This is a genomic window from Mangrovimonas sp. sgz306409 (genome assembly GCF_059735265.1).
Genome location: NZ_JCAPEU010000002.1, coordinates 349,051 through 375,244, shown reverse-complemented (window position 1 = coordinate 375,244; position 26,194 = coordinate 349,051). Strand labels below are relative to the sequence as shown.

Annotated in this window: 22 protein-coding genes and 1 tRNA gene; 6 read left to right on the top strand and 17 right to left on the bottom strand. The window is 38.3% G+C overall.

All coding sequences use genetic code 11. The features are described 5' to 3' along the window. The first annotated feature begins 249 nt into the window (after nucleotides 1-249). Genes AC6I5C_RS05025 through AC6I5C_RS05010 form a run of 4 tightly spaced genes read left to right on the top strand, consistent with a single transcriptional unit; the run spans nucleotide 250 to nucleotide 6,205 of the window. Nucleotides 250-3,744, top strand: a complete 3,495-nt coding sequence (locus tag AC6I5C_RS05025; RefSeq protein WP_497904210.1) for a T9SS type A sorting domain-containing protein — start codon at nucleotides 250-252, stop codon at nucleotides 3,742-3,744. Nucleotides 3,745-3,801: 57 nt separating this feature from the next. Further along, nucleotides 3,802-3,969, top strand: a complete 168-nt coding sequence (locus AC6I5C_RS05020; protein WP_497904209.1) for a hypothetical protein — start codon at nucleotides 3,802-3,804, stop codon at nucleotides 3,967-3,969. Nucleotides 3,970-3,999: 30 nt separating this feature from the next. Beyond that, nucleotides 4,000-5,133 carry a hypothetical protein gene (locus AC6I5C_RS05015; protein ID WP_497904208.1) on the top strand — a complete coding sequence of 378 codons (1,134 nt, stop codon included), beginning with the start codon at nucleotides 4,000-4,002 and terminating at the stop codon, nucleotides 5,131-5,133. A 31-nt stretch (nucleotides 5,134-5,164) separates the two neighbouring features. Continuing rightward, nucleotides 5,165-6,205 carry a nucleotidyltransferase family protein gene (locus AC6I5C_RS05010; protein ID WP_497904207.1) on the top strand — a complete coding sequence of 347 codons (1,041 nt, stop codon included), beginning with the start codon at nucleotides 5,165-5,167 and terminating at the stop codon, nucleotides 6,203-6,205. On the opposite strand, the gene AC6I5C_RS05005 is transcribed toward AC6I5C_RS05010, so the two are convergent. The 16 genes from AC6I5C_RS05005 to mraZ all read right to left on the bottom strand — a co-directional run bounded on the left by AC6I5C_RS05005 (nucleotide 6,202) and on the right by mraZ (nucleotide 23,328). After that, the gene (locus tag AC6I5C_RS05005) at nucleotides 6,202-6,972 is read right to left on the bottom strand and encodes a zinc-dependent peptidase (protein ID WP_497904206.1); all 771 of its coding nucleotides are present in this window, start codon (nucleotides 6,970-6,972) and stop codon (nucleotides 6,202-6,204) included. The two genes, AC6I5C_RS05010 and AC6I5C_RS05005, sit on opposite strands and share 4 nt — an antisense overlap. A gap of 205 nt (nucleotides 6,973-7,177) precedes the next feature. Further along, a tRNA-Arg gene (locus AC6I5C_RS05000) sits at nucleotides 7,178-7,251 on the bottom strand. A 19-nt stretch (nucleotides 7,252-7,270) separates the two neighbouring features. After that, on the bottom strand, nucleotides 7,271-7,720 hold the full coding sequence (locus tag AC6I5C_RS04995) for a GatB/YqeY domain-containing protein (RefSeq protein WP_053976099.1): 450 nt from the start codon (nucleotides 7,718-7,720) through the stop codon (nucleotides 7,271-7,273). A gap of 164 nt (nucleotides 7,721-7,884) precedes the next feature. Next, nucleotides 7,885-9,849 (bottom strand): cell division protein FtsZ, encoded by a 1,965-nt coding sequence (gene ftsZ / locus AC6I5C_RS04990; RefSeq protein ID WP_497904205.1) that lies wholly within the window; start codon nucleotides 9,847-9,849, stop codon nucleotides 7,885-7,887. Nucleotides 9,850-9,879: 30 nt separating this feature from the next. Continuing rightward, nucleotides 9,880-11,223 carry a cell division protein FtsA gene (ftsA, locus tag AC6I5C_RS04985; RefSeq protein WP_053976101.1) on the bottom strand — a complete coding sequence of 448 codons (1,344 nt, stop codon included), beginning with the start codon at nucleotides 11,221-11,223 and terminating at the stop codon, nucleotides 9,880-9,882. A gap of 3 nt (nucleotides 11,224-11,226) precedes the next feature. Then, complete coding sequence (locus AC6I5C_RS04980; protein ID WP_497904204.1) at nucleotides 11,227-11,946, bottom strand: cell division protein FtsQ/DivIB; 720 nt, start codon at nucleotides 11,944-11,946, stop codon at nucleotides 11,227-11,229. Then, nucleotides 11,936-13,291 carry a UDP-N-acetylmuramate--L-alanine ligase gene (murC, locus tag AC6I5C_RS04975; RefSeq protein ID WP_497904203.1) on the bottom strand — a complete coding sequence of 452 codons (1,356 nt, stop codon included), beginning with the start codon at nucleotides 13,289-13,291 and terminating at the stop codon, nucleotides 11,936-11,938. Before murC ends, AC6I5C_RS04980 begins: the two co-directional genes overlap by 11 nt. Further along, nucleotides 13,292-14,386, bottom strand: a complete 1,095-nt coding sequence (gene murG, locus AC6I5C_RS04970; protein WP_497904202.1) for an undecaprenyldiphospho-muramoylpentapeptide beta-N-acetylglucosaminyltransferase — start codon at nucleotides 14,384-14,386, stop codon at nucleotides 13,292-13,294. Further along, the gene (locus tag AC6I5C_RS04965; RefSeq protein WP_497904201.1) at nucleotides 14,386-15,588 is read right to left on the bottom strand and encodes an FtsW/RodA/SpoVE family cell cycle protein; all 1,203 of its coding nucleotides are present in this window, start codon (nucleotides 15,586-15,588) and stop codon (nucleotides 14,386-14,388) included. Before AC6I5C_RS04965 ends, murG begins: the two co-directional genes overlap by 1 nt. A gap of 26 nt (nucleotides 15,589-15,614) precedes the next feature. Then, nucleotides 15,615-16,946 carry a UDP-N-acetylmuramoyl-L-alanine--D-glutamate ligase gene (gene murD, locus AC6I5C_RS04960; protein WP_053976106.1) on the bottom strand — a complete coding sequence of 444 codons (1,332 nt, stop codon included), beginning with the start codon at nucleotides 16,944-16,946 and terminating at the stop codon, nucleotides 15,615-15,617. Then, nucleotides 16,947-18,188, bottom strand: a complete 1,242-nt coding sequence (gene mraY, locus AC6I5C_RS04955; RefSeq protein WP_497904200.1) for a phospho-N-acetylmuramoyl-pentapeptide-transferase — start codon at nucleotides 18,186-18,188, stop codon at nucleotides 16,947-16,949. A 10-nt stretch (nucleotides 18,189-18,198) separates the two neighbouring features. Beyond that, complete coding sequence (locus AC6I5C_RS04950; RefSeq protein WP_497904199.1) at nucleotides 18,199-19,662, bottom strand: UDP-N-acetylmuramoyl-L-alanyl-D-glutamate--2,6-diaminopimelate ligase; 1,464 nt, start codon at nucleotides 19,660-19,662, stop codon at nucleotides 18,199-18,201. After that, nucleotides 19,662-21,605 (bottom strand): penicillin-binding protein, encoded by a 1,944-nt coding sequence (locus tag AC6I5C_RS04945; protein WP_497904355.1) that lies wholly within the window; start codon nucleotides 21,603-21,605, stop codon nucleotides 19,662-19,664. Before AC6I5C_RS04945 ends, AC6I5C_RS04950 begins: the two co-directional genes overlap by 1 nt. A gap of 58 nt (nucleotides 21,606-21,663) precedes the next feature. Then, a complete protein-coding gene (locus AC6I5C_RS04940; RefSeq protein WP_497904198.1) occupies nucleotides 21,664-21,981 on the bottom strand; it encodes an FtsL-like putative cell division protein in 318 nt (105 codons plus the stop codon). Continuing rightward, the gene (gene rsmH / locus AC6I5C_RS04935; RefSeq protein WP_497904197.1) at nucleotides 21,978-22,874 is read right to left on the bottom strand and encodes a 16S rRNA (cytosine(1402)-N(4))-methyltransferase RsmH; all 897 of its coding nucleotides are present in this window, start codon (nucleotides 22,872-22,874) and stop codon (nucleotides 21,978-21,980) included. The genes AC6I5C_RS04940 and rsmH overlap by 4 nt, the downstream gene beginning before the upstream one ends. Further along, complete coding sequence (gene mraZ, locus AC6I5C_RS04930) at nucleotides 22,861-23,328, bottom strand: division/cell wall cluster transcriptional repressor MraZ (RefSeq protein WP_497904196.1); 468 nt, start codon at nucleotides 23,326-23,328, stop codon at nucleotides 22,861-22,863. Before mraZ ends, rsmH begins: the two co-directional genes overlap by 14 nt. 380 nt (nucleotides 23,329-23,708) lie before the next feature. On the opposite strand from mraZ, the gene AC6I5C_RS04925 reads away from it, so the two are divergent. Together AC6I5C_RS04925 and yihA are read left to right on the top strand one after the other, a co-directional pair. Then, nucleotides 23,709-24,473, top strand: a complete 765-nt coding sequence (locus AC6I5C_RS04925) for an alpha/beta fold hydrolase (protein ID WP_053976113.1) — start codon at nucleotides 23,709-23,711, stop codon at nucleotides 24,471-24,473. 9 nt (nucleotides 24,474-24,482) lie between these two features. Continuing rightward, nucleotides 24,483-25,097, top strand: coding sequence for a ribosome biogenesis GTP-binding protein YihA/YsxC (gene yihA / locus AC6I5C_RS04920; protein WP_497904195.1), 615 nt, complete (start codon nucleotides 24,483-24,485; stop codon nucleotides 25,095-25,097). A gap of 1 nt (nucleotide 25,098) precedes the next feature. Here the strand turns inward: yihA and AC6I5C_RS04915 are convergent, their stop codons facing one another. Beyond that, the gene (locus AC6I5C_RS04915) at nucleotides 25,099-26,193 is read right to left on the bottom strand and encodes an ABC transporter permease (protein WP_497904194.1); all 1,095 of its coding nucleotides are present in this window, start codon (nucleotides 26,191-26,193) and stop codon (nucleotides 25,099-25,101) included. Between the last annotated feature and the right edge of the window lies 1 nt (nucleotide 26,194).

Here is a 26,194-nt window from a genome sequence, read left to right as displayed (position 1 = left end):
CATCGAAATCATTAAAATTTTAACAATCAACACAAAACATTATCAAATTCGCTTATTTACCTTTAAAAAAAAACATAATCACAAAACGTCGACTCAAAAAACGATGAATTTATCAAAAACTATTTTTTTCGTTAAAACCCCTATAAAACCGACACAATGTCCAAACCTCAAAATACTAGAATTTGTCGTTTAGAATTCGTATTTTTATATGCATATTTGCTTTTAAATCAACTTTACAACCAAAATATTATGTCAAAAATTACTTTTACTGCTTTAATTTTTATTTTGGCACTTCAAATTAGTTGGGGGCAAAGCACCATTGCAACCATTGCCAGTACCTCTGGCACAACGCCAACAGCTACAGGAACTGCCCCTAATATATCGGCTTCAGGATTTGATCGAGGTAACGGCATCCTTAACGATAATGGCTCTGAATTCACATCAGACGGCTGGGATTCTGGAACATTGAACGATGCCATTGCCGCAAACGAGTACATACAATGGTCACTTACCGCCAATACCGACTACTCAATGAACATCGCGCAATTGGACATTGCCTTGGATCGCCATCAAAACGGCCCTCAAAATTGGCAGGTATTTTATAGCACAGATAGTTTTAGTACCAGCTCCCCAATAGAACCAGCCCAAGCGGTTACAACCACTGAAACTGCTTTCAACTTAACAGGACTAAACATTAACTCCGGAAACTCAGGAACTGTAACTTTCAGATTATATGCATGGGGCGCCAATAATACTGGCGGATGGCTTAGCATTATGCCACAAGCAAGTTGGACAGAATTAGGTGTAACAGATCCTGGCGCACGTATCCTAGGATCTGTAATCCCACAAACCAATGCAACGGAATCGAATATAGTACATTCGCCATTTAGCCCTTCTGAAATCTTAGATTACACACAATATAGCGCTAATAGTGGCTTGTCTACTGAGAACGCTGTTAAAATTGCCGAATTCGTTATCCAAGACGGAGGTGATGATACCACTGATGCTGATGACGTGGCTACTATTTTAACCGATTTGGAATTTACGATTACTGGTTTTGACAACTTAGAAGCACTAGCCATTTTTGACGACACTGGAAATTTAAGTGAAACAATCGTAACTGGGAGCACAACTACGTTTTCAGGTCTAACCCTAACAGCTGATGATGGAGCCACTAAGACATTTGAAGTTTATGCAACCTTTAAATCTACGGTTACTGATAACGAACAAATTCAGTTAACAATTACTTCTGCTTCCGCAGACAGTTTAGGATCTGGATTTGAAACTGCAGATGCTGGTGGTGCACAAAGTTCTATTGCTGGAGATGCAAATAGATTGATGGTTACGGCCACTCAATTATATTTTTTACAACAACCAACTGATACGAATGTTGACCAACTTATGAGTCCATCTGTAATGGTAGCAGCGGTTGACGCTAACAACAGTATTGATATAGACTACAGTTCAAACATAACCTTATCCTCTACAGGAAGTTTAGTGGGGGCCCCAATTTCACTTACTCCTATAGATGGTGTAGCCACATATCCCACAGTAATTCACAGTGAACTTGCAAGTAATATTTTTTTGGTAACTTTCAGCGGAAGCTTTCTTCCAACAACTAGTAATCCGTTTGATATTATAAATGCTCCAACTTACCTTGCCTTTCAAAGTTTTGAAGGCGGGGGCACTTGGGATTACACTATTAGTCCAGATGAGGATTTAACTAGTAATAACACCTATTGGGGTGTTGCCGATTCTAGCTTCGGTTCCTTTACAACTATGCCTTCAGAAGGATCTTTCTTTTTTGGAGCTCAAAATGCTGTAGGAACAATTTCATTGGCAACTTTCTCAGTTACCGATTACACAGAAGTTACTGTAAGCTTCGATTACGAAGCAGAAGCATTTGACACTAATGACTATATAAGATATGAATTATTTATAGACAATGTTTCTCAGGGTATTGTAGACCTAGTCATTGGGGTTAGTGCTGGTCAAGGTGTTAATCAAGAAGGCTCTGTAACCTTACCTATCACAGAAGGTGCAAGCACCGTTAGATTAAACGTTACTGTAATTTCTAATAACCAAAATGATTTTGCTGCCTTTGATAATTTTAGAATTGAAGGAACACCATTACCTCCACCAATCAACTACACCTACAATGGACTTATTTGGGACCCGCAAAATCCAACTGGCGTTTCAACAGATAGAGACGTAATATTAGTTCAAGGTGGTGTTTATGAAATGGACGCAAATACTGAAGCTTCTGTAATGTTAGTAAGCCCTGGTGCAGGCGTACATATTCCATCCAGTGTTACATTTACCGTTATAAACGATCTTGGTTTGCTTTCAGAATCAGATTCGTATTCCAGTTTAATTTTGGATGGCACAATAAATGGAACGGTCACTTACGAACGCCATGTAAACACGACTGCTTCAGTAGGAGGTAACGACTTGATTTCAGCCCCTCTTACGGGACAACAGTTTGGAGTTTTTGCTTCTAATAATGATAATATAGATTTCAACCCTGCAAATCCATCCATGAAACGATTTGGCCCGTTTGACAAAGCTACCGGAGCTTATTTATACTGGGATACAGATGTATTAGAGGAATATCTGACAACCCTAGACCCAGGTATTGGGTATAGAGCAGCCTCCACCGACGGTAATAACTTTGCTTTTTCAGGGACAGTGAACACAGGAACAATCATAGCACCTATTGAACAATCTGGTCCATCATATTTGGAATGGAATGCCATTGGAAACCCTTATCCTTCTTATTTATCCCTTTCAGAATTTTTAAACATAAACAACGATTTATTTCTTGAAAACTCTGCTGGAGTGTACGGTTATAATTCATTAGGTAATGCCAGTTATACCGTTTGGAATTTAGCTTATTCCGATGCCCATCCAAATGCCGTAATTACACCTGGTCAAGGGTTCTTGGTTACCTCCAAGCCAGAAGGTGGAAATGTTACCTTCAATCCTAATATGAGAAGTACAGGCAGTAGTGATGATTTTATTGTAGGTAAACAAGCCTCTACTTCCAATAATTCATACTTCGCAACCTTTCAAGTTTCCAACTCCAACGAACAAATAAAACAAACGTCAATTTATCTAAATGATAATGCATCCTTAGGCCTTGACCCAGGATACGATTCCGCCATATTAGGTTTTAATGCCGAAAGCTTTGATATTTACTCAGAATTAGTGGCAGAAAACACAGGCATTGACATGGCTATCCAATCTATTGGAAATAATGATATATTGAACCCTGTAAGCATCCCTTTAGGGGTTAATGCCCCCCAAGGACAACAGTTGACTATCTCAATCTTTGAATCAACTATTCCATTAGGCATCAATGTGTATTTAGAAGATATAGAAACTAATACTTTTACACTTTTAAACACTAACGATTATACTTTTACAACATCATCTACATTGACAACTCCAGGAAGATTCTATATTACATTTGATAATAATTCACTTTCTAATGAAGACAATGAACTATCAAACATTGAGATATTCAATATTAAAGGAAAGAACAAACTAATTATTAAAGGAAATTTAGAAAAAAATACTATATTATATGTTTATGATATCCAAGGACGTTTAGTATTAAACTCTGAGGTATTATCTAATATAAATAGGCAAGAGATTAACATTTCTAATGTTACTAATGGCGTTTATGTTGTAAAACTTGAGAACAATACTCAAGAAAAAATACAGAAAATTATAGTAGATTAAAATGACTAAACCTTCATTTATATCCATTACAATAAAAATGTTTTATATATTTACGGCATGAAGAAGAAAAACTCACAAGAACCTATTTCAAGAAAGCAAGCCATCAAGCGCATTGGAAAATATGCCGCTTTAACTGCCGCGGGAACATTTCTTATTCTGAACCCAACGAAAGCACAGGCGCAATCTCCTCCCCCTACTGGTGGAGATGGTTGGCCCATACCGTAGTAGGCCATAAAAATTTAAACTCATTTAAATTTGAAGTATATACATCCCAAATATAAAAGCACGATAGGAAAAACTATCGTGCTTTGGTTTTTTAACAGTAATCGTTATGTTATTGCAGACGAAACTACTAATACGTATATAGAGTTATTTTTAACCTCTAACTCCGTTGATGATTTTGAAAACAGCATATCCATTTATAATCCTGAAATCAACTCGAAAGAGCTTTACCTTGATATAGAAAGTTTTCTAATCGATTCCAATAAAATAGATTCTCAACATATTCAACAAAAATACTCGAATCTTGACCGAGGATATGAAACAAATATTTCTTACTTATACTCTACCTTCAGAAAGACAATACAAGTAAATTACGCTTCACAATTGCTGAAGTCCTATTTACATCCAAAACTTAGTTATCTTCTTGAGAAAAGTTCGTTTCATTATCAACTTTCTTTTAACATCTTAGAAGACGATGAACATATCCTTCTATACAAAAATCAAGAGTTTCAATATGCCTTCCTAAAAAAAGACTATCATAAGCTTCAAGGAAAATTCAATTTTTTATTGTTATGTGAGCTTTACAACAAAGAAGAACGCGATTGGCTAGGAACCTTCCATGCATCAACGTTGGGAAATGGAAAAGAAGCCATCATGCTTATAGGTGATTCCGGTAATGGAAAAAGCACTTTAAGTGCTCTTCTTATGGCTCACGGTTTGGATCTCATTTCGGATGACATTACAGCTATGCTAGCCGATAATTTACATGTCTACAGAAACCCCAATGCTATTTCAATAAAACAAGGAGCCTTTAAAATACTAAAGCTATTCTTTCCTGAAATGGACGCCTATGATGAAGTTTTCATTAACGAGAGCAAAGGATATGTCAAGTATATTCCTCCCACCAACATCAATCCTACAAAATTTCATTTCCCATGCAATAAAATTGTCTTGGTGAAATACGACCAAAACACTCCTTGCACTTCTCTATCCGAACTAAATCCTGCAAAAGCTTTAGAAACTTTAATTCCTGAATCTTGGATTTCACCAGACCCCAAACATGCTAAATTGTTTTTGAATTGGCTAGAAACTGTCGAGTTTTACTGGCTAACCTACAATAATAACGAAGAAGCTATTTCAAAATTTAAATCGTTGTTTTCTAATTAATCGTATATTACCAACTCAACAATTACAGCACATGCCCTCCCTGAAATCAACATTTTTAAGGATTGCGGAGATCTTAAGTTTTGAGTCCGAAAATTCCCAATTACGGAGCTTCCTTTCTTCCCCTAAAATGGATTGGGACAATTTGGTAAGGGTTGGCAGCAGCCACCTCATACTCCCGGCAATTTATAACAGGCTAAAGGCAAAGAAATTATTAAATACTCTACCCGAAGAACTTCTTGTATACCTAGAGAAAATTAACAGCTTAAATCTAGAAAGGAATACACAGATCTTCAAGGAAGTTCAATTTATTTGTCAACTTTTTACCAAGCATCAAATAAACCATGTTTTCGTAAAGGGCACTGCCATGTTAGCGAGTGGTTTGTACAAAAGCTTGTCGGAGCGTATGGTTGGTGATATTGACATTTTGGTTCAAGACAATCAAATTGACATGGCTTTTGAACTTCTGAAAAACGAAGGCTACACCAAACTCTTCAAATTCAATTACGAGGTCAAAAACTACAGACATTATCCAAGACAAGTGTCGGAAGGAAGATTGGCTGCTGTAGAATTACATACAGGGCTATTACAATTTCAACACAGGAAATTAATAAACCTTGAAGAAATGTTACAAACTAAGCAATTAGTAAATGGCATATCTATTCCAAGCAATTATTACCTCAACCTTCACAACATCTTAAGCTGGCAAATTAACGACCATGGTTACTTCTATAACCGCATATCACTTAAAAATAGTTACGACAGTCTCGTTCTTGGTCTTTATAAAGATGAAACACTCCTGAACTCTTTACTTTCAAATAAAATTGCTGCCGTTTACATCGCCTTAAATGCTACGTTATTTAAAGAATATCAACACATAACTTTTAAGCCTAAATTGACATACAAACAAGACAACTACCTATACATCATAAAGCATCAACGCTATGCAAAGTTTGATTACAAATTAAAACACGTCTATATTAACGCAAAAGAAAGAGTGGTTACCTTTGCTACCAATAAGAGTTACAGAAGCCATATTCTCAAAAATAAATTTTTCAAAAGGAAGAAAAACTAGTAACCAGCAAAGTGGAAGTTGAGCATTTGCTTGGTCTTGGCATAAATCTCAGGAAATAGAGATTTAAACTCTTGAGGTGTTTCTATAAAGGTTTCAATAATTACAGCAATAAATTCAAATTGGTTGGTGTAGGCATAATTTCTGAAGTATTCTGATTCTACTAATGATTTCCTCAACTCTTCATCCTTAGATAATAAATCTATTAACTCCTTGAATGAATCCGAAAAAATCGTAGCACTAACATCCCCTTCCTTGTAACTATTCAAATGAATGGCATGGGCAAATTCATGGATACCCAAATTCAAATTGTCATTTTCAATTTCATAACCTGCTTCAAAATCTTTCCATGACAATACCAACGCTTGCAATTTAGGATTGAATTCTCCTTTATGGTAGGAATCATTCATTTTGGAATAAAAGGCTTCTGGATAAATAAATATTTTATCAATAAGCCCAATGTAAAAATCCCGGAATCCAAAGGTTAACATTACAGCAGTAGCAGAAATAAGCACTTTCATTTCTTCTGTCACCTCAACCCCATCTCTTCCAATAAAATCCTTATCAGATATAAAAGAGGCCACCCTGTGCTCAAAAAAACGCTGCTGTTTGGGATACAACTTTTTGTAAAAACTGAATTTATTTCGAAGAATGGAACGCTGTTTCTTATTTAATGACTTCAACAAAAAAGGAACATGCACGTACAAAGGCCTTTTGTATCTAATCACATATCTAAATTCAAACATTCTCCATGCAAAGTACATAAGCATAAAAAAAAGTCCGACTAAAAAAACTCCCATTACAGTTGAATCTACTCCCGTCAAAATATTATGAAGATTTGATAATTAGTTTCACAAATAACGAGAAATACTTTGATTGATTATAAAAAATACTAACATTAACTTAACATTTTTTATACCATCGTTAAGCAACAACAAAAAAGGCTCAGCATTTATAATGCTGAGCCTTAATTTGTGACCGCGGAGGGATTCGAACCCCCAACCCTCAGAGCCGAAATCTGATATTCTATCCAGTTGAACTACGCAGCCAATAATACTTTATCTCTTTCTAAGACAATTTAGCCTTAACGATACTTGCAATAGTCTTTCCATCAGCTTTTCCCGCCAATTCTTGGTTAACAGCTCCCATTACTTTTCCCATATCTTTCATTCCCTCTGCACCAACTTTTGCTATAGTAGCAACCACAACAGCTTCTACCTCTTCATCGCTTAATTGCTCCGGCAAAAATTGACTGATTACTTCTGCCTGAGCCAATTCTGGCTCGGCCAAATCCTCTCTATTTTGCTCCATAAAAATAGTGGCGCTATCCTTACGTTGCTTTACAAGTTTAGAAACAATTTTCAATTCCTGCTCTTCGGTTAGACCTTCTGCAGATCCTGATTCGGTTTGCGCCAACAAAATCTCAGATTTAATAGCTCTCAAAGCCGCCAAAGCTGTTTGATCTTTAGCCTTCATTGCCGTTTTCATAGCAACCATTACTTCTTCCTGTAAACTCATAATAGGGTGTTTTATTGAACTGCGAAGATAATAAAAAATTAAGATTGCATCTGTCAGTTTTGGAGTTGAAAAACCACTTGTTTTACAAAAATAAAAAACCCGGAAAGCCACCATAATACCTCCCGGGTTTGACACAAGTGTGATACACTAAACTAAATTTGCTATTAATCTACGTTGTCGTGTAAAAATGAATTGTTACTCCTTAATTGAATGTCATCGTTGTCGTCAGTTCCAACAGACATTCTGGAAGCATTGGTTTCAGAAGAGTGCTGAGACTCCGCCAAATTCACACCCTGTCGTTTGTAAGCAGGTTCTTTTTCTATTTCGTCAATCTTTGCTGTATTGAATTTATAGTTGAAATCCTTCATTTTACGTCGTCTCTCATCAGCGCGCTCTTTTAGAAGGTCAGAGATAGGACTATTCATAGGATCCACTTCTTCTACTTCACGTCTTTGAGGTTGCTCTGGTTCTACAACCTTACGCTCAAAAATGATATCCTCTTCAACTTTAGTTTCTCTTTTCAACTTAGCTTGACTGCTAGATGTATCATTATCCATAAAGTCGTCCAAAGCATAACGTTTTTCACCATGTTCATTGGCTTCCGTTACTGGAACAACTTCAATATGGTCATTTACCTTAATATTTTTGATCTCTCTAATGCTTCTTATTTCATCATCAAGATTGAACAACATTTTAGGCTCATTTCCCATGCCATGCTTAGGCTTCTCTTCCTGTTTTGGAGGTGTACTTAAAGGTAAATCGAAGGTCAAGGAAATCTGCTCTTCTTGCTCATATTCCCTTGTAATCTTCTTCTCTTCCTTAACCTCTTGAACCGGAGTGATGATAAAATCTTCTTCACTCATCGTTTTGTGATCCAAAACCTCTTCGTAAGAAACATTGATATTCTTGATAAACTCAGTTGTTGGAATCAATTCAGAATGCGGCTTAGTTGGAGCCACTTCTTCCTCTTCTTCATCCATCAAAGTATGAACTACCATTTTCGGAGCCTTAGGCTCCTCTTTTTCCAAAACAATATCTGGAGTAATGATCGCAGGATCTTGTTCCTTCACCTTTACTTCATCCTTATCATCTTCAAGGGCGTGAACCACTTTCTTTATTTCGGTATTGGAAATCTCGTGTTGTTGATCAATGTTAAATCCAGTCGCAATGATGGTTACAGAGATAGATTCTTGAAGCGATTCATCTTCACCTACCCCCATAATGATATTGGCACCATGCCCAGCTTCATTTTGAATGTGGTCATTGATTTCTCCAATTTCATCGATAGTAATTTCCTGAGATCCAGAAACGATAAGCAACAATACGTTTTTGGCTCCAGTAATTTTATTATCGTTCAACAACGGCGAATCCAAAGCTTTCATAATAGCTTCCTGTGCACGCGTTTTACCGGAAGCAGAAGCAGACCCCATTATAGCGGTTCCACTATTGCTTAATACGGTTTTGGCGTCACGTAAATCGATGTTTTGGGTGTAGTGATGCGTAATTACTTCCGCTATACCTCTAGACGCGGTGGATAACACCTCATCAGCCTTTGAGAATCCAGCCTTAAACCCTAAGTTACCATAAACCTCACGCAGTTTGTTGTTATTGATAACGATCAAGGAATCTACATGACTTCTCAGTTTTTCAATTCCTCTTTGGGCTTGCTCGTTTCTTGTCTTTCCTTCGAATTGGAAAGGCATAGTCACAATTCCTACAGTTAAAACATCCAGTTCTTTCGATAATTTGGCGATTACAGGAGCTGCTCCAGTACCAGTTCCTCCGCCCATTCCTGCAGTAATGAATACCATTTTTGTATTGGTATCCAACATGCGTTTAATATCTTCTAAACTTTCCAAGGCAGCTTGCTCCCCTACTTCTGGGTTGGCACCTGCTCCTAATCCTTCGGTTAAATTTACCCCTAATTGGATCTTGTTTGGGACACCACTATTTTGTAGTGCTTGAGAGTCTGTATTACAAATCACAAAGTCAACGCCTTTAATTCCTTGCTGGAACATGTGGTTGATGGCGTTGCTTCCTCCACCTCCAACACCAATCACCTTGATAACGTTGGATTGGTTTTTTGGTAAATCGAATGCAATATTCCCAAATTCGTTAATGTTGCTCATATAATTAGTTCTTTACTGGATTTATATTAATTATTCTGCGTTATCTAAAAAATCTTTTACTCGTTCTGTTAGTTTATCCAAGAAGGATTTTCGCTCCTTTCTTGGCGGCTCTTGAGGTTGCTCTTCCTCAACAATATCTTCAGCAGGAGTCGGCTCTACTTCAGGTTCTTCAACCACTTCCTCTACAACTTCTTCCTCAATCCGTCTGCGCTCTTGACGCTTTAAGCCGTCCATCACCAAACCAACAGCTGTAGCATATAGAGGGCTCGCCACATCTTCGTCACTGTCTCCAGCCAAATGCTCGTTAGGATACCCAATTCTGGTATCCATTCCTGTGATATATTCTACCAATTGCTTTAGGTGTTTTAATTGGGCACCTCCACCCGTCAACACAATACCCGCAATCAGTTTCTTTTTCTGCTCTTCGTGCCCGTAGTTTTTGATTTCCACATAGACTTGCTCTATGATTTCAACCACACGTGCATGGATGATCTTTGATAGGTTTTTCAAAGTAATTTCCTTCGGCTCCCTCCCTCTCAATCCTGGAATGGACACAATCTCGTTATCCTTGTTTTCACCTGGCCATGCCGATCCAAATTTTATTTTCAATAATTCGGCCTGCTTTTCAATAATTGAACAGCCTTCCTTTATGTCTTCAGTAATCACGTTTCCTCCAAAAGGAATTACCGCCGTATGACGGATGATTCCATCTTTGAAAACCGCTAAATCGGTAGTACCACCTCCTATGTCGATAAGCGCGACTCCTGCTTCCTTTTCTTCCTGGCTCAATACGGCATTGGCAGATGCCAATGGTTCCAAAGTGATGCCTTCCAACTCCAACCCTGAACTTTTTACACATCGACCAATATTTCTGATAGAGGACACTTGCCCAACGACTACATGGAAGTTGGCCTCCAAACGTCCACCGTACATCCCGATTGGTTCTTTGATTTCGGCTTGACCATCTACTTTGTACTCTTGAGGCAATACATGAATGATCTCTTCCCCTGGCAACATTACCAATTTGTGCACTTGATTGATCAACATATCGATATCATCATCATCAATTACCTTATCGGAATTTGTTCTAGTGATATAATCGCTATGCTGCAAGCTACGGATGTGTTGTCCTGCAATACCTACAGTTACCCCTTCAATTTTATATCCAGATTCCGCCTCGGCTTCCTGAACCGCCTGCTGAATGGACTGAATGGTTTGGGTGATGTTGTTAACCACACCTCTGTGCACACCTAAACTTTTGGATTTTCCAATTCCAAGAATCTCAACTTTTCCGTAATCATTTTTACGACCTATCATGGCCACAATTTTTGTGGTCCCTATGTCTAATCCTACTGAAATCTTATTATTTTCCATTCCTTACTTTTTGGTGCAGATGACCTGGTTATCAAATTTTAAGTTCACCGCTCTATAACTGTCAAGTGTTTTATCTTTATAGGCCATTTGGTAAAAGGCCTTGAGATTGTTTATTTTTTTGTCAAGTTGTTTTAAGGTTCCAACCTTCACTACAAAGTCGTTCAATCTAAATTTTAGTTCTATGGATTTGTCTTCGTTCTGGTGAATTTCTACAACGTGTTGTCTTAAAAATTCATCTGTATAAACCTTGTTAGCAATCTTGTAAACGTTTTCCAAATCATTCTTTACTACTGTACCTGTTACCAATGGTACTCTCGCGGAATAATTTGCAGACAAAGGCATGTAGGAGCCTTCGGTGTCTATATAGTAGGATGCGTTTGTATTTACTCTTGCAATAGGCTGTTTTTGCTCAATTTCTGTGGTGATCACTCCATCAACACTCATAAATACTTGAGCTTCCTTAATCAATGGGTTAGAATTCAGGGCAGTCTCTAGGTATTTCAAATCTATAATTTCTTTAGGCTTGTTTGCTATTGGCTGTTCATTTTGTATTAACAACTTACTAACAGCCTGATGCGTAATGAATAAGTTATCATCTCCAACAAAGTTGATTTGTGGAGCACTCACCTTGCGTTTGGCATTTCTTACAGAGGAAAACGCAAACAGCCCACTCACTATAATGAGCAGGATCATCAGCTTTATATGTCCTTTGTTAATTCGCAACGCTCAACGCCTGTTTTATAGATTGCACTTCTTCTCCTATATCGCCTGCCCCCAATGTTAAAATCACGGTGGCTTCCGATGCTTTTATAGCCGAAATCAACTCTGATTTTTCAACCAAAGCCTTATGGCTATTTGATACTTTATCCAACAACCATTGCGAAGTTACTCCTTCAATTGGCAACTCTCTAGCTGGATAGATATCCAATAATATCAATTCATCAAATTTTGACAACTGCTCGGCAAATTCATCCACAAAATCACGCGTTCTACTGAACAAATGAGGTTGAAATACAGCCAAGACCCTTTGCCCTGGATACATTTCCCTTACAGCTTCATATACCGCTTTAATTTCTTCCGGATGATGCGCATAATCATCAATCAATACCTTATCATTCGTCTTGATATGATAGGTAAATCTGCGTTTAACCCCCTTATAAGACGCTAATGCTTTGGCGAGCTGCTGGCGAGGGACTCCATATTCTGCAGACATCGCCAAGGCAATTAACGCATTCGACAGATTGTGTCTACCAGGTAGGTTAAATTTGAAATCTTCAAGAATGGTTCCGTTAGGTGTTTTTACATCAAACACATAGGCCCCATCTTCTATTCTAATATTTTGTGCAGCATAGTCGGAATCATCCTCAATGCCGTATGTTATTCCTTTTAAAGGCAAACCATTTCTCACAAAAAGTTTTCCTTCTGGCTTCAACTGCTTTGTAAACTGAACAAACGATTCCTGAAGCGCTTCCTTTTCTCCATAGATATCCAAATGGTCGGCGTCCATAGAAGTGATACAAGCCATATTTGGAAACAAGGTTAAAAAGGACCTATCAAATTCATCTGCTTCAACCACGGTTACCTCAGTTCCTTCCAAAATCAAATTGGAATTATAGTTTTGACTGATTCCTCCCAAAAAAGCGGTTACTTCAACCCCACACTCCTTCAACAAATGCCCCAGTATACTAGTGGTTGTGGTTTTCCCGTGGGTCCCGGCCACAGCCAAACAGAAGGTTTGCTTGGTAATTTCTCCCAATACAGCAGAACGCTTCATTACCAAAAATCCATTAGACTTGAAATATTCCAATTCTTTGTGATCTTTTGGCACCGCAGGTGTATACACCACTAAGGTATTTTCAGAATTCAGAAAACGCTCTTCAATTTGATCTACAGCATCTTCAAAATGTACTTTAATACCGAGTTCTTCCAAGGCAACCGTCACTTCGGCCTTGGTTTTATCATACCCAGCCACATACTTATTATTGGCTGCAAAATATCGCGCCAAAGCACTCATGCCTATGCCTCCAATTCCTATAAAATAGACGTTATGCATGTGTTTAAATTCCATTTATTTCTTCAAAAGTTTTTCAACTTCATCCACAATGTCCTTGGTAGCATTTACCAAAGCCAATGTTTTTATATGTCTACTTAACGACTCTCTTTGCTCTTTTGAACCCAATAATTTTGAGAACTCAGATTGAAAGTCGTTATCTAAATCTTGTTCCTTTATAATTACCGCGGCCTGTTTTTCAACAATGGCCATGGCATTTTTGGTTTGGTGATCTTCCGATACATTTGGTGACGGGATAAAAATCACTGGTTTTCCAACCACACATAATTCCGATACCGAACTTGCACCAGCCCTTGAAATGATGACATCTGCAGCGGCATAAGCCATATCCATATTGTTCAAAAATGGATGCACCTGTACACCTTCCATTTCGTTGTAGCGTTTATATTGTTGATAATACAACTTGCCACATTGCCAAACTATCTGGACATTTTGCTCTTGCAAATACTCCAGTTGACTTTCAACCAATTCATTTATTCTTCTAGCCCCAAGACTTCCTCCCAAAACCAACAAAGTATGTTTACCGTGTTTTAATTTGAAGATGTCCTTAGCTTCAATTGTTTTATTGTCAATTTCCAATAAATCCTGACGGATTGGGTTGCCCGTTTTTACCAATTTTTCCTTTGGAAAAAAACGTTCCAAACCATCATAGGCTACACATATTTTATCCACCTTCTTTGCCAAAAGCTTATTGGTGATTCCCGGAAAGGAATTCTGCTCTTGGATCAAGCTTGGAATATGTTTGGAAGACGCCACATACAGTAACGGCCCACTTGCAAATCCACCAGTACCAATAACGATATCTGGCTTGAAAGTTTTAATAATTTTCCGTGAACGCAACAAACTAAGCCCCAATTTGAAAGGAAACATCGCATTTTTCAAAGTCAACTTGCGCTGAATTCCAGAAATCCAAAGCCCTTCAATAGGATACCCTGCTTGGGGCACCTTCTCCATTTCCATTCTATCACTAGCACCTACAAACAAGAATTTAGCCTTCGGGTAACGGGACTTTAATTCATTTGCAATGGCAATGGCAGGATAGATATGACCTCCTGTACCGCCTCCAGACAATATTATTTTATAGTTTCCCATTATATCGCTTCACTTAAAATTTCAAGTGGATTTTCTTCAATATTTATATCTTCTTCCTGCACTTTTATCTCTTCCCTTTGAGCACTTACACTCAAAATGATTCCTACCGCCAAACAGGTCATCCAAATAGAGGTTCCCCCACTACTTATCAACGGCAACGTTTGTCCCGTTACCGGAAACAATTCTACGGCAACCGCCATATTGATCAAGGCCTGAAATACGATTGGTAGACCAACACCTAAGACCAATAATTTTCCAAACACAGTATCCGACTTTTGGGATACAATTACCACCCTAAACAAGAACCAAGAGTACATTAATAACAAAAACAACCCGCCTAAAAGGCCATACTCTTCTATGATAATTGCAAAGATGAAATCGGATGATGACTGTGGCAAAAAGTTCTTTTGAACACTTTTACCAGGACCAACCCCCTGGATACCTCCAGAAGCAATTGCTATTTTGGCTTTTTCTATTTGATAATCTTCTTCGGTGTCTTCACCATTGGAGAAATTTTCTATTCGGCTTATCCACGTATCTACCCTGTTGGGCATTAAATCGGGGAATGCTTTCGCTACCAAAACAAAGAATGCTAACCCTAAAATTCCAGAACCTACTATAACCGCCAAATGCCTTATGGGATACCCACCAATAAAGGTGAGCACCAATACCATTGCAAACATTATGGCCGTTGTTGAAAAATTCGCCGGCAAAATTAATATTAATACGAAAAAAACAGGCATCCAAAGCGGCAAAATACTTTCCTTAAAGGCTACTTTTTTATCCTGAATTTTCGATAGGTATCTCGCCACATACACCATCAACACCACAAAGGCCAAGGTTGAAGTTTGAAATGACATCCCCACAATAGGAATCTGTATCCATCTACTCGCGTTAGCTCCCTCAATAGTAGTTCCTTGCAACATGGTCACCACCAACAACACCAAAACCACCGGCAACATTACCATGGACAAGCCCCTAAAATAGCGATATGGAATTTTATGGGTACCATACATGATTACAAAGCCCAGAAACAAATGCACAAAATGCTTCACAAAAAATGTAAACGTGCCTCCTCCACCTACAGAGTACGCCAAATTACTAGACGCACTATATACAGGAAGGAATGAAAAGATTGCCAATAGGGCCACAATAGCCCATATTAAACGATCTCCTTTTATATTTTTAAACAACTTTTGCACGTTACTGCTACTTTTTATTCTTTATTCTATAAATTTCTTACAGCCTCTTTAAATTGACGTCCTCTGTCTTCGTAATTTTCGAACAAATCGAAACTCGCACAAGCAGGCGACAACAATACATTATCTCCAGCTTCGGCCAATTTGTAGGCCATTTTAACCGCTTCGGTCATACTTTGAGTTTCTACAATAACATCAACCATCCCCGAAAAACTATCCAATAACTTTTGATTATCAACCCCCAAACAAATGATAGCTTTTACCCTTTCATTTACAAAACGATACAACTCGTTGTAGTTATTCCCTTTATCTTCACCTCCAACAATCCATACCGTAGGCGCATCCATACTTTCCAGAGCAAAGTAGGTAGCGTTTACATTGGTCGCTTTAGAGTCATTGATGTATTGCACCTTATTTATCTTCAGCACATTCTCCAAACGATGTTCTACACCTTGGAAGTTCTCCAAACTTTCGCGTACCGTTTGTTTTCTAATTCTTAATAAATGTGCTACTGTTGATGCCGCCATGGCATTTTTCACATTGTGTTTACCTTCCAGCGCTATACTTTTTGTAGGCATAATAATAGGGTTGTTATCAATTGTTATTATAATATTTTCATTGTCCAAATAGGCGCCATTCTCTAGAGTTTTCGTCAAAGAAAACGGCAATAATCTTGATTGAACAGGATGTTTCTCCAACCATTCATTGATTACTTCATCATCGGCGTCGTAGATTAAGTAATCATCCTTGGTCTGATTCATGACAATCCTAAATTTGGATGCGATATAATTTTCAAACTTATAATCGTATCTATCCAAATGGTCAGGTGTAATGTTGGTGATCACGGCAATATGCGGTTTGAAATCCACGATATCGTCCAGTTGAAAACTACTAATCTCCAAAACATAGTTTGGATAGTCCTTTTCCAAAATCTGTTTTGCAAAACTATCACCTATGTTTCCTGCCAATCCAATTTCCAGTTCCTGTTTGAGAATGTGATGGGTTAACGACGCGGTAGTTGTTTTACCATTACTCCCTGTGATTCCGACGATAGTTGCATCCGTATATCTTGACGCAAATTCTATTTCCGAAATCACGGGAACGCTGGCTGCTATTAATCGTCCTACCAAATTCACTTTATTAGGAATACCCGGACTTTTCATTACTAGGTCTGCATTGAGAATCTTAGCCTCGGTGTGCTGCTCTTCCTCCCAATCAATCTCATGATGTATAAGAACCTGTTTATATTTTTCTTTTATTTTTCCCTTATCGGAAACAAATACTTCAAAACCTTTTGCTTTTCCTAAAAGTGCCGTTCCTACGCCACTTTCGCCGCCTCCAAGAATGACCAATCGTTTCATCTATCTAATTTTCAAGGTCACTATGGACAGAATGGCCAACAATATTCCCACAATCCAAAATCGCGTTACAATCTTACTCTCATGATATCCCGATTTTTGATAGTGGTGGTGTAAAGGCGACATCTTAAAAATGCGTCGACCTTCACCAAATTTCTTCTTGGTATATTTGAAATAACTCACCTGCAATACCACAGATAAATTTTCAGCAAGGAAGATTCCACACAACACAGGAATCAACCACTCCTTTCTTACTGCAATTGCAATCACAGCTATAATTCCACCAATGGTTAAACTACCGGTATCCCCCATAAACACTTGTGCTGGATAAGTGTTATACCACAAGAAACCAATTAACGCTCCAACAAATGCTGTAATGTAAATAGTGATTTCCTCAACTCTTGGGATATACATTATATTGAGATAATCGGAGAAAATAATGTTACCCGACACCCATGCAAAAATTCCCAAAGTGAGCACTATGATGGCCGAAGTTCCCGCTGCCAAACCATCAATCCCATCAGTAAGGTTAGCACCATTGGATACTGCTGTAATGATAAAAATGGCCACGATTACAAACACTATCCAGGCGTATTGCTTTAAATCTGGGTGGATCCAAGTAATCAAATCGGCATAATCAAACTCGTTACCCTTCACAAAAGGAATTGTGGTTTTTGTTGATTTCTCTTCTTCCTGAAATAATTTTGACGGCAGTACATTTGGATCTTCCATCAAAATTTCCTGTTGTTGAGCAATCGGCAATTTCTCCTTAATAGTGACATGGTCATTAAAGTAAAGCGTGGTTCCTACAATAATCCCAAGACCTACTTGCCCCAACACTTTAAAACGGCCTTTTAAACCTTCTTTATCGTTTTTAAATTTCTTGATATAATCATCAATAAACCCGATGGTCCCCATCCAAACTGTGGTAACAATCAACAATAAGATGTATACATTATCTAACTTCGCCAGTAAAAGCACTGGAATCAAAGTCGCCATAATGATAATAATTCCCCCCATAGTTGGTGTTCCCGCCTTTTCAACCTGTCCCTCCAGACCTAAATCCCTAATAGTTTCACCCACTTGCTGTCTGCGAAGGAAATTGATAATGCGCTTACCATAAATAGTAGAAATCAACAGAGACAAAATAATCGCTATAGCTGCCCTGAATGTTAAATACCCAAAGAGTGATGCCCCAGGAAACTGGAATTCTTTTTCTAAATATTCGAATAGGTAATACAACATTGGTAACTTCTTATTTTTTCAACTGTTTTAAAAAATCCTTCACTATTTCGTAATCATCAAAATCAAAGCGCTCGCCTTTGATTTCCTGATAGGTTTCATGCCCTTTTCCAGCTACCAAGATGATATCGTTGGGCTGCGCCATTTGACATGCAGCTTTAATGGCTTGTTTTCTATCTACAATAGACAGAGTTTTTTTGAAATTTTGTGGCTCCACACCTTTTTCAATCTCCTCGATAATGGTCTCAGGCACCTCACTTCTTGGGTTGTCACTTGTAAAAATGACCTTGGTACTTAAAGCCGAAGCAATATGCCCCATTTTAGGACGCTTGGTTTTATCCCTATCGCCACCACAGCCCACAACCGTAATCAACTCTTCATTCTTGGTCCTGATACTATTGATGGTTTCCAACACATTTTTCAAGGCATCAGGCGTATGCGCATAATCTACAATAGCCGTAATTTTATCTTCGGAAACAAAATATTGAAAACGTCCACTTACACTCTCCAATTGACTCACCAACTGAAGCACTTCAACTGTTTCCAATCCCAAGAGCTTTGCAGTTCCGTAAATAGCCAAAATATTGTAGGCATTGAAATTCCCAATCAAACGCGTCCAAACTTCATTGTCATCCAGTTTCAACAACAGACCTCCAAATTGGTTTTCCAATATTTTCGCTTTAAAATCGGCATAGGATTTTAAAGCGTATGTATATTTTTTAGCCTGAGTATTCTGCAACATCACCAAGCCATTTTTATCGTCAATATTCACCAAAGCAAAAGCCGTTTTTGGCAACTGATCGAAGAACATTTTTTTCACATCGCGGTATTCTGCAAATGTTTTATGGTAGTCTAAATGATCATGGGTAAGATTTGTAAAAATCCCTCCTAGGAAATGAAGCCCTTCCGTTCTACTTTGATGGATTCCATGAGAGCTCACCTCCATAAAACAAAACTCCACACCTTCCTCATTCATCTCCTTCAAATACTTATTGATAGTCAGAGAATCTGGCGTTGTATGGGTTGCCTTATACTCCTTATCATCAACCAAAATTTTCACTGTAGACAATAAGCCCACTTTGAAGCCTGCTTTTTTGAATAATTGATACAATAAGGTAGACACGGTAGTCTTTCCGTTAGTACCTGTAACCCCAACCAACTTCAAATTTTCGGATGGATTACCGTAATAATTAGCCGCCATAAAAGCCAAGGCTTTATTGGCATTTTCTACTTCTATATAAGTAACACTCTCCTTCAACTCCTTTGGCAAGGCCTCACAAACAACCGCTACCGCACCATCATTAATTGCCTTTTCAATAAACTCATGACCATCAACTATGGTTCCCTTGATAGCAATAAACACATCATTCTTCTTGATTTTACGGGAATCAAAATGAATTTCAGCCACCTCCACAGCAGTACTTCCTACCACTGCGTTTATGGTCACTTTATATAATATGTCCTTTAGTCCTATCATTAAATATTCAATACGACTGTTTGGTTAGGCGCTATTTTCACACCCTTATTAATTGACTGTTTTCTCACATCCCCAACGCCGTCAACCTTCACTTTTAATCCCATATTTTCCAAAAGTGCCATGGCATCCATAACCGGCATCCCTACCACATTTGGCATGATTGTTTTATAGGTTTTAGCTACTTCATAGTACGTTTCAAAATCCTTTTCAGCCTTTGCATCGGCAAACTCTAATTGCTCAACTTCATCTATCAAAGGCGTATCGGTAAAGATTTTCTGTGCAATCCGCTTAAACACAGGTCCAGTAACATCCGCCCCATAATACCCTTTTTTAACACTAGGTTTATGAATTACCACAATGCAAGAATATTTTGGATTGTCCGCAGGAAAGTACCCTGCAAAAGACGAAATGTATCGTCTATTTTCTTTCCAATCCTTCATCCAATATTCTGTTTGAGCCGTACCTGTTTTTCCCGCCATGGAAAAATGTGGCGAATACAAGGAATGTCCCGTACCACGTTCTACAACATTTTTTAAAATATCTTGAATCTCCTTCAAAGTTTTATCAGAGCAAATCTTATTGTTAAGCTCTACTTGATCAAAAGACTCTATCACTTTATCCAATTCCTTAACCGCACGCACAAACCTAGGCTTTACCATCACCCCATTGTTTGCAATTGCATTATAAAAGGTCAAAGTTTGCAACGGCGTCAACTTCAGGTTATAGCCATAAGCCATAGAAGGCAAGGCATTTTTACTCCATATTTTATCCCCCGGACTAGGAATAACAGGCTGACCCTCCCCTAAAATTGGCAATCCTAACGGCTTATCCAAACGCCAATCTTTAAGATGATCAACAAATTTTTGCGGCTGTTTTGAATACCCTTGATCTATAATGGTTGCCAACCCAATATTAGATGACACCTCCAACGTTCTAGCCACAGAGATCTTTCCATGCCCATGAGTATCGTAAATCCCACGACCATAAAACTGTTTATAGCCCATCTTGGTATCGATTATTGCCGATGTATCGACAACCTTATCTTCCAAAGCAGCCATTAAAGCCATTACTTTAAATGTAGAACCAGGCTCATGCGCCTCACCCACCGCATAATTTAGGCGCTCATAATAGTGTCCATTTTCATTTCTACCCAAATTGGAAATAGCTTTAATCTCACCCGTTTTTGCTTCCATCACAACCACACAACCATGATCAGCTTCATACTCCTCCAACTGTTTCAACAAGGCATGATGCGCTACATCTTGAATATTCACATCAATTGTGGTATATAAATCATACCCATCTTGAGGCTCCACCTCATTATAATCCGCAATTGGCTTCCACTGACCTTTTCCAATCTTCTGTTTCAGCCTATGCCCATTTACTCCGCTCAAATACTCCTCTCCATAAGCCCCTTCAATCCCGGCCCTAGTTACATTTCCATCTGTATCAACTTTTTCATACCCAATAGAGCGATGTGCAATAGCACCCATTGGGTGCTCACGACGTGTAGTTTGCTCTACGATCAATCCTCCTTTATAAGCTCCAAGATTTAACATTGGAAAATTCCTAATCCTTATATAATTGGAGTAACTAATGTTTCGAGCAATTAAATAGTAGCGATTTTTATTGGCTCGCGCCTTCCTTAACGAGTTTTGATACAAGGCCGAAGGTTTCCCCGAATATTTAGCTAAGGAATCACAAAGCGGAATCAAGTACTTTTCAAACGTACGCGCCGAAGGCGTCAAGGCATCAAACCTAATATCGTACTTAGGAATTGAGGTTGCCAACAAACTACCATCGGCAGAATATACATTTCCTCTGTTTGCTGGAATCTCAACATTCTTTACGGTTCGCTTTTCTGCCAAATCACGGTACTTCTCCCCCTGTACAAACTGAATCACAAACAGCTTGAACACCACGGCAAGCACAAAGATAAACATGGTCCCCGCCACAAAATACAATCTGTTCAATATGTTCTTTTCCGTCACTGCCACTAGACTATTCCTGCGATTTTACTTTTATTTTTCTTGGAGGGATTTCTGAAGGCACCACTCCTTTTACTGCCATTTCCTTTACTATGGAAGATTCCATCTTCAATCTCATTAATTGCGAACGTCCATCTACAAATGCCGAGCGCAACTCCTTCACCTCATTATTCAAACGTGCAATCTCATGCACTTTCTTATCGGCACTGTGTGAACTTGCAATCATAATTAGCGCCAAGACAGAAATAAAAATGATAACTCTCCAATTTTTAAAAGAATCATCACTCACCAAAAACTTCCCTTTCAGAATAATATAAACGTTGTTCTTCATAGTTTCTCCGCAATTCTTAATTTAGCACTCCTGGCCCTACTGTTCTGAGCTATCTCTGCTTTCGTTGGCACAATTAACCCGCCTACTTTTTTTAATGGGACTTCAAAATTCCCAAACATATCACGCACTGGCTCTCCTTCAAACAGTCCATTTCTTATAAATCGTTTCACCAACCTATCTTCCAAAGAATGATAGGATATAAAACTCAAACGCCCACCTTGCTTTAACAATTCAGGCATTTGCAACAACAATTCCTTCAACACTTCAATCTCTTGGTTCACCTCAATACGAATGGCCTGATAAATTTGAGCCAACATTTTATTCTCATTTTTATGCCCCAAGAAACGCTTCAACACCTCTTTTAGTTGCTCACTTGTTTTTATAGGCTCACTTTTTCTCGCCTCCACAATGACCCTCGCCATTGCAGGAGCTTGACGCAACTCCCCATACTGAAGAAGCACATTCTTTATTTCTTCCTCCTCATAATCATTCACCACATTATATGCCGAAAGCATTCCCTTTTGGTTCATGCGCATATCAAGGTCCGCTTCAAAACGTGTAGAAAAACCACGCTCCGCCACATCAAATTGATGAGAAGACACTCCAAAATCCGCCAAAACACCATCCACTTCCTTTACACCGTAAAACCTTAAAAAACGCTTGATGAATCTAAAATTCTCATTTATCAACGTAAACCGAGGATCGTCAATAGAATTTGCCAAAGCATCCAGATCCTGATCAAAAGCAAACAACTTCCCGTCCGGCCCCAAACGACTTAAAATCTCCCTACTATGCCCTCCACCTCCAAAGGTGACATCTACATATACACCATCAGGCTTTATATTTAAGCCATCAACAGTTTCCTTTAATAATACCGGATTATGATATTCCATACTCATCATCTTGTCCCATTACCTCTTCAGCCAAATCGGCAAAATCATCAGCCGCTTCGTTTATAGATTGTTCATACTTATCCTTATCCCAAATTTCAATGATATTAATTGACGAAGACAGAACCACCTCTTTAGAGATACCTGAGAACACAATTAAATCCTTTGGAATAAGTAAACGGCCCGCAGTATCCACTTCTACCACTTTCACACCCGCCGTAAAACGTCTAATAAAATCGTTGGTCTTTTTCTTAAACCTGTTAAGTTTGCCTACTTTTTGCATGAGCGCTTCCCATTCTGACATTGGATACAATTCCAAGCAAGAATCGAATACCGCTCGCTTAAGCACGAAACCGTCCTGAGACAATGGAGAAAGCTGCTTTTTCAGCGCAGAAGGTAACATAAGCCTACCTTTGGCATCAACTTTACATTCGTATGTTCCTATTAATGAATTCAAAACGACCGGCTTATACTGCAAACGATAACAATTCAAATATATTGAAAAATTTACCACATTTTACCACATTCTACCACTTTTGTTAATAATTTCTATATTATGAAGCATTTAACCGTCAAAGCGCAGACAGGTAAAACAGCTAAATATTTTAGCTTCAAGCCCTTGAATTGTTCATAACATTTGACTTTCGACAACCCTAAAATGTTAACAATAAAACACCATTTTTCACCACTTCAACCACCACACATCCCTATATTCCAACCGCAAAAAAACAGAGAAAACCGCAATTGAATTTTACAGGATTTCATAATCAAAAAACAGTACGAATAATCAGATAAATACCTATATTTGCTTTTGATGAAGATGACTAACCTATATACATGAAGCACCTTTTAAAAACAGAGAAAAACTATAATTACATTGAAGTTGGAGAAGGAAAGCCTATAGTTGTTTTACACGGGTTAATGGGTGGACTTAGCAATTTTGACGCTGTTACCCGCCATTTTAGCAACAAAGGCTACAAGGTCATCATCCCCGAGCTACCAATTTACACCATGTCTTTACTTAAAACCAACGTTAAGAGTTTTGCAAAGTATCTACATGATTTTATAGCACACAAACAACTTGACGAAGTGATTTTGTTAGGCAACTCCCTAGGAGGCCATATTGGGTTATACCACACCAAACTTTTCCCTGAAAAAGTAAAAGCACTTATCATCACAGGAAGTTCTGGACTTTACGAAAGCGCCATGGGAAGTGGTTATACCAAGCGAAGTGACTACGAAGTAATCAAGAAAAAAGCACAGGATGTATTTTACGATCCAGAAGTTGCTACTAAAGAAATTGTTGATGAAGTTTACGAAACGGTAAACGACAGAAATAAGCTGGTAAAAACTTTAGCCATTGCCAAAAGTGCCATCAGACACAATATGGCTAAAGACCTACCATACATGGAAACACCTACTTGCATTATTTGGGGAAAAAACGATACGGTTACGCCTCCCGAAGTTGCAGAGGAATTCCACTCGCTCTTACCCGACTCTACCCTATATTGGATTGACAAATGTGGCCACGCCGCCATGATGGAGCATCCAACTGAATTCAATGCCATTTTAGACAAATGGCTTACTGAAAGAAATTTTTAAAAAGAAGTAATGTTAATCAAAACCGCTGAATTTATCATCAGTAATTCCGACGTTTCCAAATGTCCGAAAGACCCTATTCCAGAATACGCTTTTATTGGAAGAAGTAATGTTGGAAAATCCTCATTGATCAACATGCTTACCAACCATAAAAGTCTTGCAAAGACTTCTGGAAGGCCAGGAAAAACACAATTGATCAATCACTTTTTGATCAACAAGAATTGGTTTTTGGTCGATTTACCTGGTTACGGTTACGCTAGAGTCTCCAAAACAGCTAAGAAAAAATTTCAAAAATTCATCACCAACTATTTCGAGCAACGCCAACAATTGGTATCGGCATTTGTATTGGTAGACATTCGTCATGAACCCCAAAAAATTGATATGGAGTTCATGGAGTACTTGGGAGAAAATGGCATTCCATTTTCTATTATCTTCACAAAAGCCGACAAGCTAAAACCAATGGCGATTGAAAGAAATGTTGAAGCATACACCAAAGAAATGCTCAAGGTTTGGGAAGAAATACCTCCTTATTTCATCACCTCTTCCAGCAAAACAGTAGGTCGTGATGAACTCTTAAATTTCATTCAAGAGACTAATAGCGAAATCAACAATTTAAGAAACCAATAGTCTAGCTTTTTACATCCAAAGCATCGCGTAGGGCATTTCCAATAAGCATAAATGCCATTACCAAAATCATGATGCACACTCCTGGGATTAAGGCCAAATACGGTTTTCCCAAAATGATATAATTATAATGGTCCTTGATCATACCTCCCCAACTAGGCATAGGCGGTTGCGCTCCAATTCCTAAAAAGCTCAAACCACTCTCAATTAATATAGCCCCTGCAAAGTTGGCTGCAGAAATCACGATAATTGGCGCCATGATATTAGGCAAGATATGCCTGGAAATAATTCTAAAATCGGTATAACCTAAAGCTCTTGCCGCTGTTACATATTGCATTTCCTTCACGCCTATCACCTGTCCCCTTACCACACGAGCCACTTCTACCCACATGGTCAATCCAACCGCAATAAACACTTGCCAAAAGCCCTTTCCCAAGGTCAAGGTAATCGCGATTACTAAAAGTAACGTTGGGATAGACCAAGTAACATTTATGAGCCACATGATTACAGCGTCTATTTTCCCTCCAAAATAACCAGCAATACTTCCCATGAAAATTCCAATAATCAAAGAAATAAACACAGCTACAAAGCCTATAAAAAATGAAATACGAGAACCTATTAAAATTCTACTCAACAAATCCCTTCCATATTTATCGGTTCCGAAAAGAAAACGGCGTTCCTTTATATAAGGGAGATATTCATTGGTGGGAAATTTATTAAACGGAATTTCTTTAACGATGCCTTCAAGCCCATCCGAAGCGTATTCGGTATACACCAAATGGTCATCGACCACTTCGTAAGCTGAAATAGGGATTTCAGAATCGGCATTTTGTATTCCGAAAAATGCTTTAGAAAACCAAGACTGATTGGATTGAACTTCCGAAGGAATGGTAAGCATGGTCACCTTGAATCCAGGCTTCTTCGAATGAATAGCCAAATGCATCTGATTGGCACTTTGACTATCATCAGGCGCCAACACATAGGCAAACATAGCAATAAAACCTATTATAATGACCACACCCAAACTTAAAACGCCCCAAATGTTACTTTTGAACTTTTGGAGCGCCAATTGAGATAATGAGTTATTATGTATACTCACC

Excerpts from the sequence above, each read along its gene's own strand:
- AC6I5C_RS05025 (WP_497904210.1), top strand. The coding sequence starts at position 250 with ATGTCAAAAATTACTTTTACTGCTTTAATTTTTATTTTGGCACTTCAA.
- AC6I5C_RS05020 (WP_497904209.1), top strand. The coding sequence starts at position 3,802 with ATGAAGAAGAAAAACTCACAAGAACCTATTTCAAGAAAGCAAGCCATC.
- AC6I5C_RS05010 (WP_497904207.1), top strand. The coding sequence starts at position 5,165 with ATGCCCTCCCTGAAATCAACATTTTTAAGGATTGCGGAGATCTTAAGT.
- AC6I5C_RS05005 (WP_497904206.1), bottom strand. The coding sequence starts at position 6,972 with ATGCTTATGTACTTTGCATGGAGAATGTTTGAATTTAGATATGTGATT.
- AC6I5C_RS04995 (WP_053976099.1), bottom strand. The coding sequence starts at position 7,720 with ATGAGTTTACAGGAAGAAGTAATGGTTGCTATGAAAACGGCAATGAAG.
- ftsZ (WP_497904205.1), bottom strand. The coding sequence starts at position 9,849 with ATGAGCAACATTAACGAATTTGGGAATATTGCATTCGATTTACCAAAA.
- ftsA (WP_053976101.1), bottom strand. The coding sequence starts at position 11,223 with ATGGAAAATAATAAGATTTCAGTAGGATTAGACATAGGGACCACAAAA.
- murC (WP_497904203.1), bottom strand. The coding sequence starts at position 13,291 with ATGGAATTTAAACACATGCATAACGTCTATTTTATAGGAATTGGAGGC.
- murG (WP_497904202.1), bottom strand. The coding sequence starts at position 14,386 with ATGGGAAACTATAAAATAATATTGTCTGGAGGCGGTACAGGAGGTCAT.
- murD (WP_053976106.1), bottom strand. The coding sequence starts at position 16,946 with ATGAAACGATTGGTCATTCTTGGAGGCGGCGAAAGTGGCGTAGGAACG.
- mraY (WP_497904200.1), bottom strand. The coding sequence starts at position 18,188 with ATGTTGTATTACCTATTCGAATATTTAGAAAAAGAATTCCAGTTTCCT.
- AC6I5C_RS04950 (WP_497904199.1), bottom strand. The coding sequence starts at position 19,662 with ATGATAGGACTAAAGGACATATTATATAAAGTGACCATAAACGCAGTG.
- AC6I5C_RS04945 (WP_497904355.1), bottom strand. The coding sequence starts at position 21,605 with ATGTTTATCTTTGTGCTTGCCGTGGTGTTCAAGCTGTTTGTGATTCAG.
- AC6I5C_RS04940 (WP_497904198.1), bottom strand. The coding sequence starts at position 21,981 with ATGAAGAACAACGTTTATATTATTCTGAAAGGGAAGTTTTTGGTGAGT.
- rsmH (WP_497904197.1), bottom strand. The coding sequence starts at position 22,874 with ATGGAATATCATAATCCGGTATTATTAAAGGAAACTGTTGATGGCTTA.
- AC6I5C_RS04925 (WP_053976113.1), top strand. The coding sequence starts at position 23,709 with ATGAAGCACCTTTTAAAAACAGAGAAAAACTATAATTACATTGAAGTT.
- yihA (WP_497904195.1), top strand. The coding sequence starts at position 24,483 with ATGTTAATCAAAACCGCTGAATTTATCATCAGTAATTCCGACGTTTCC.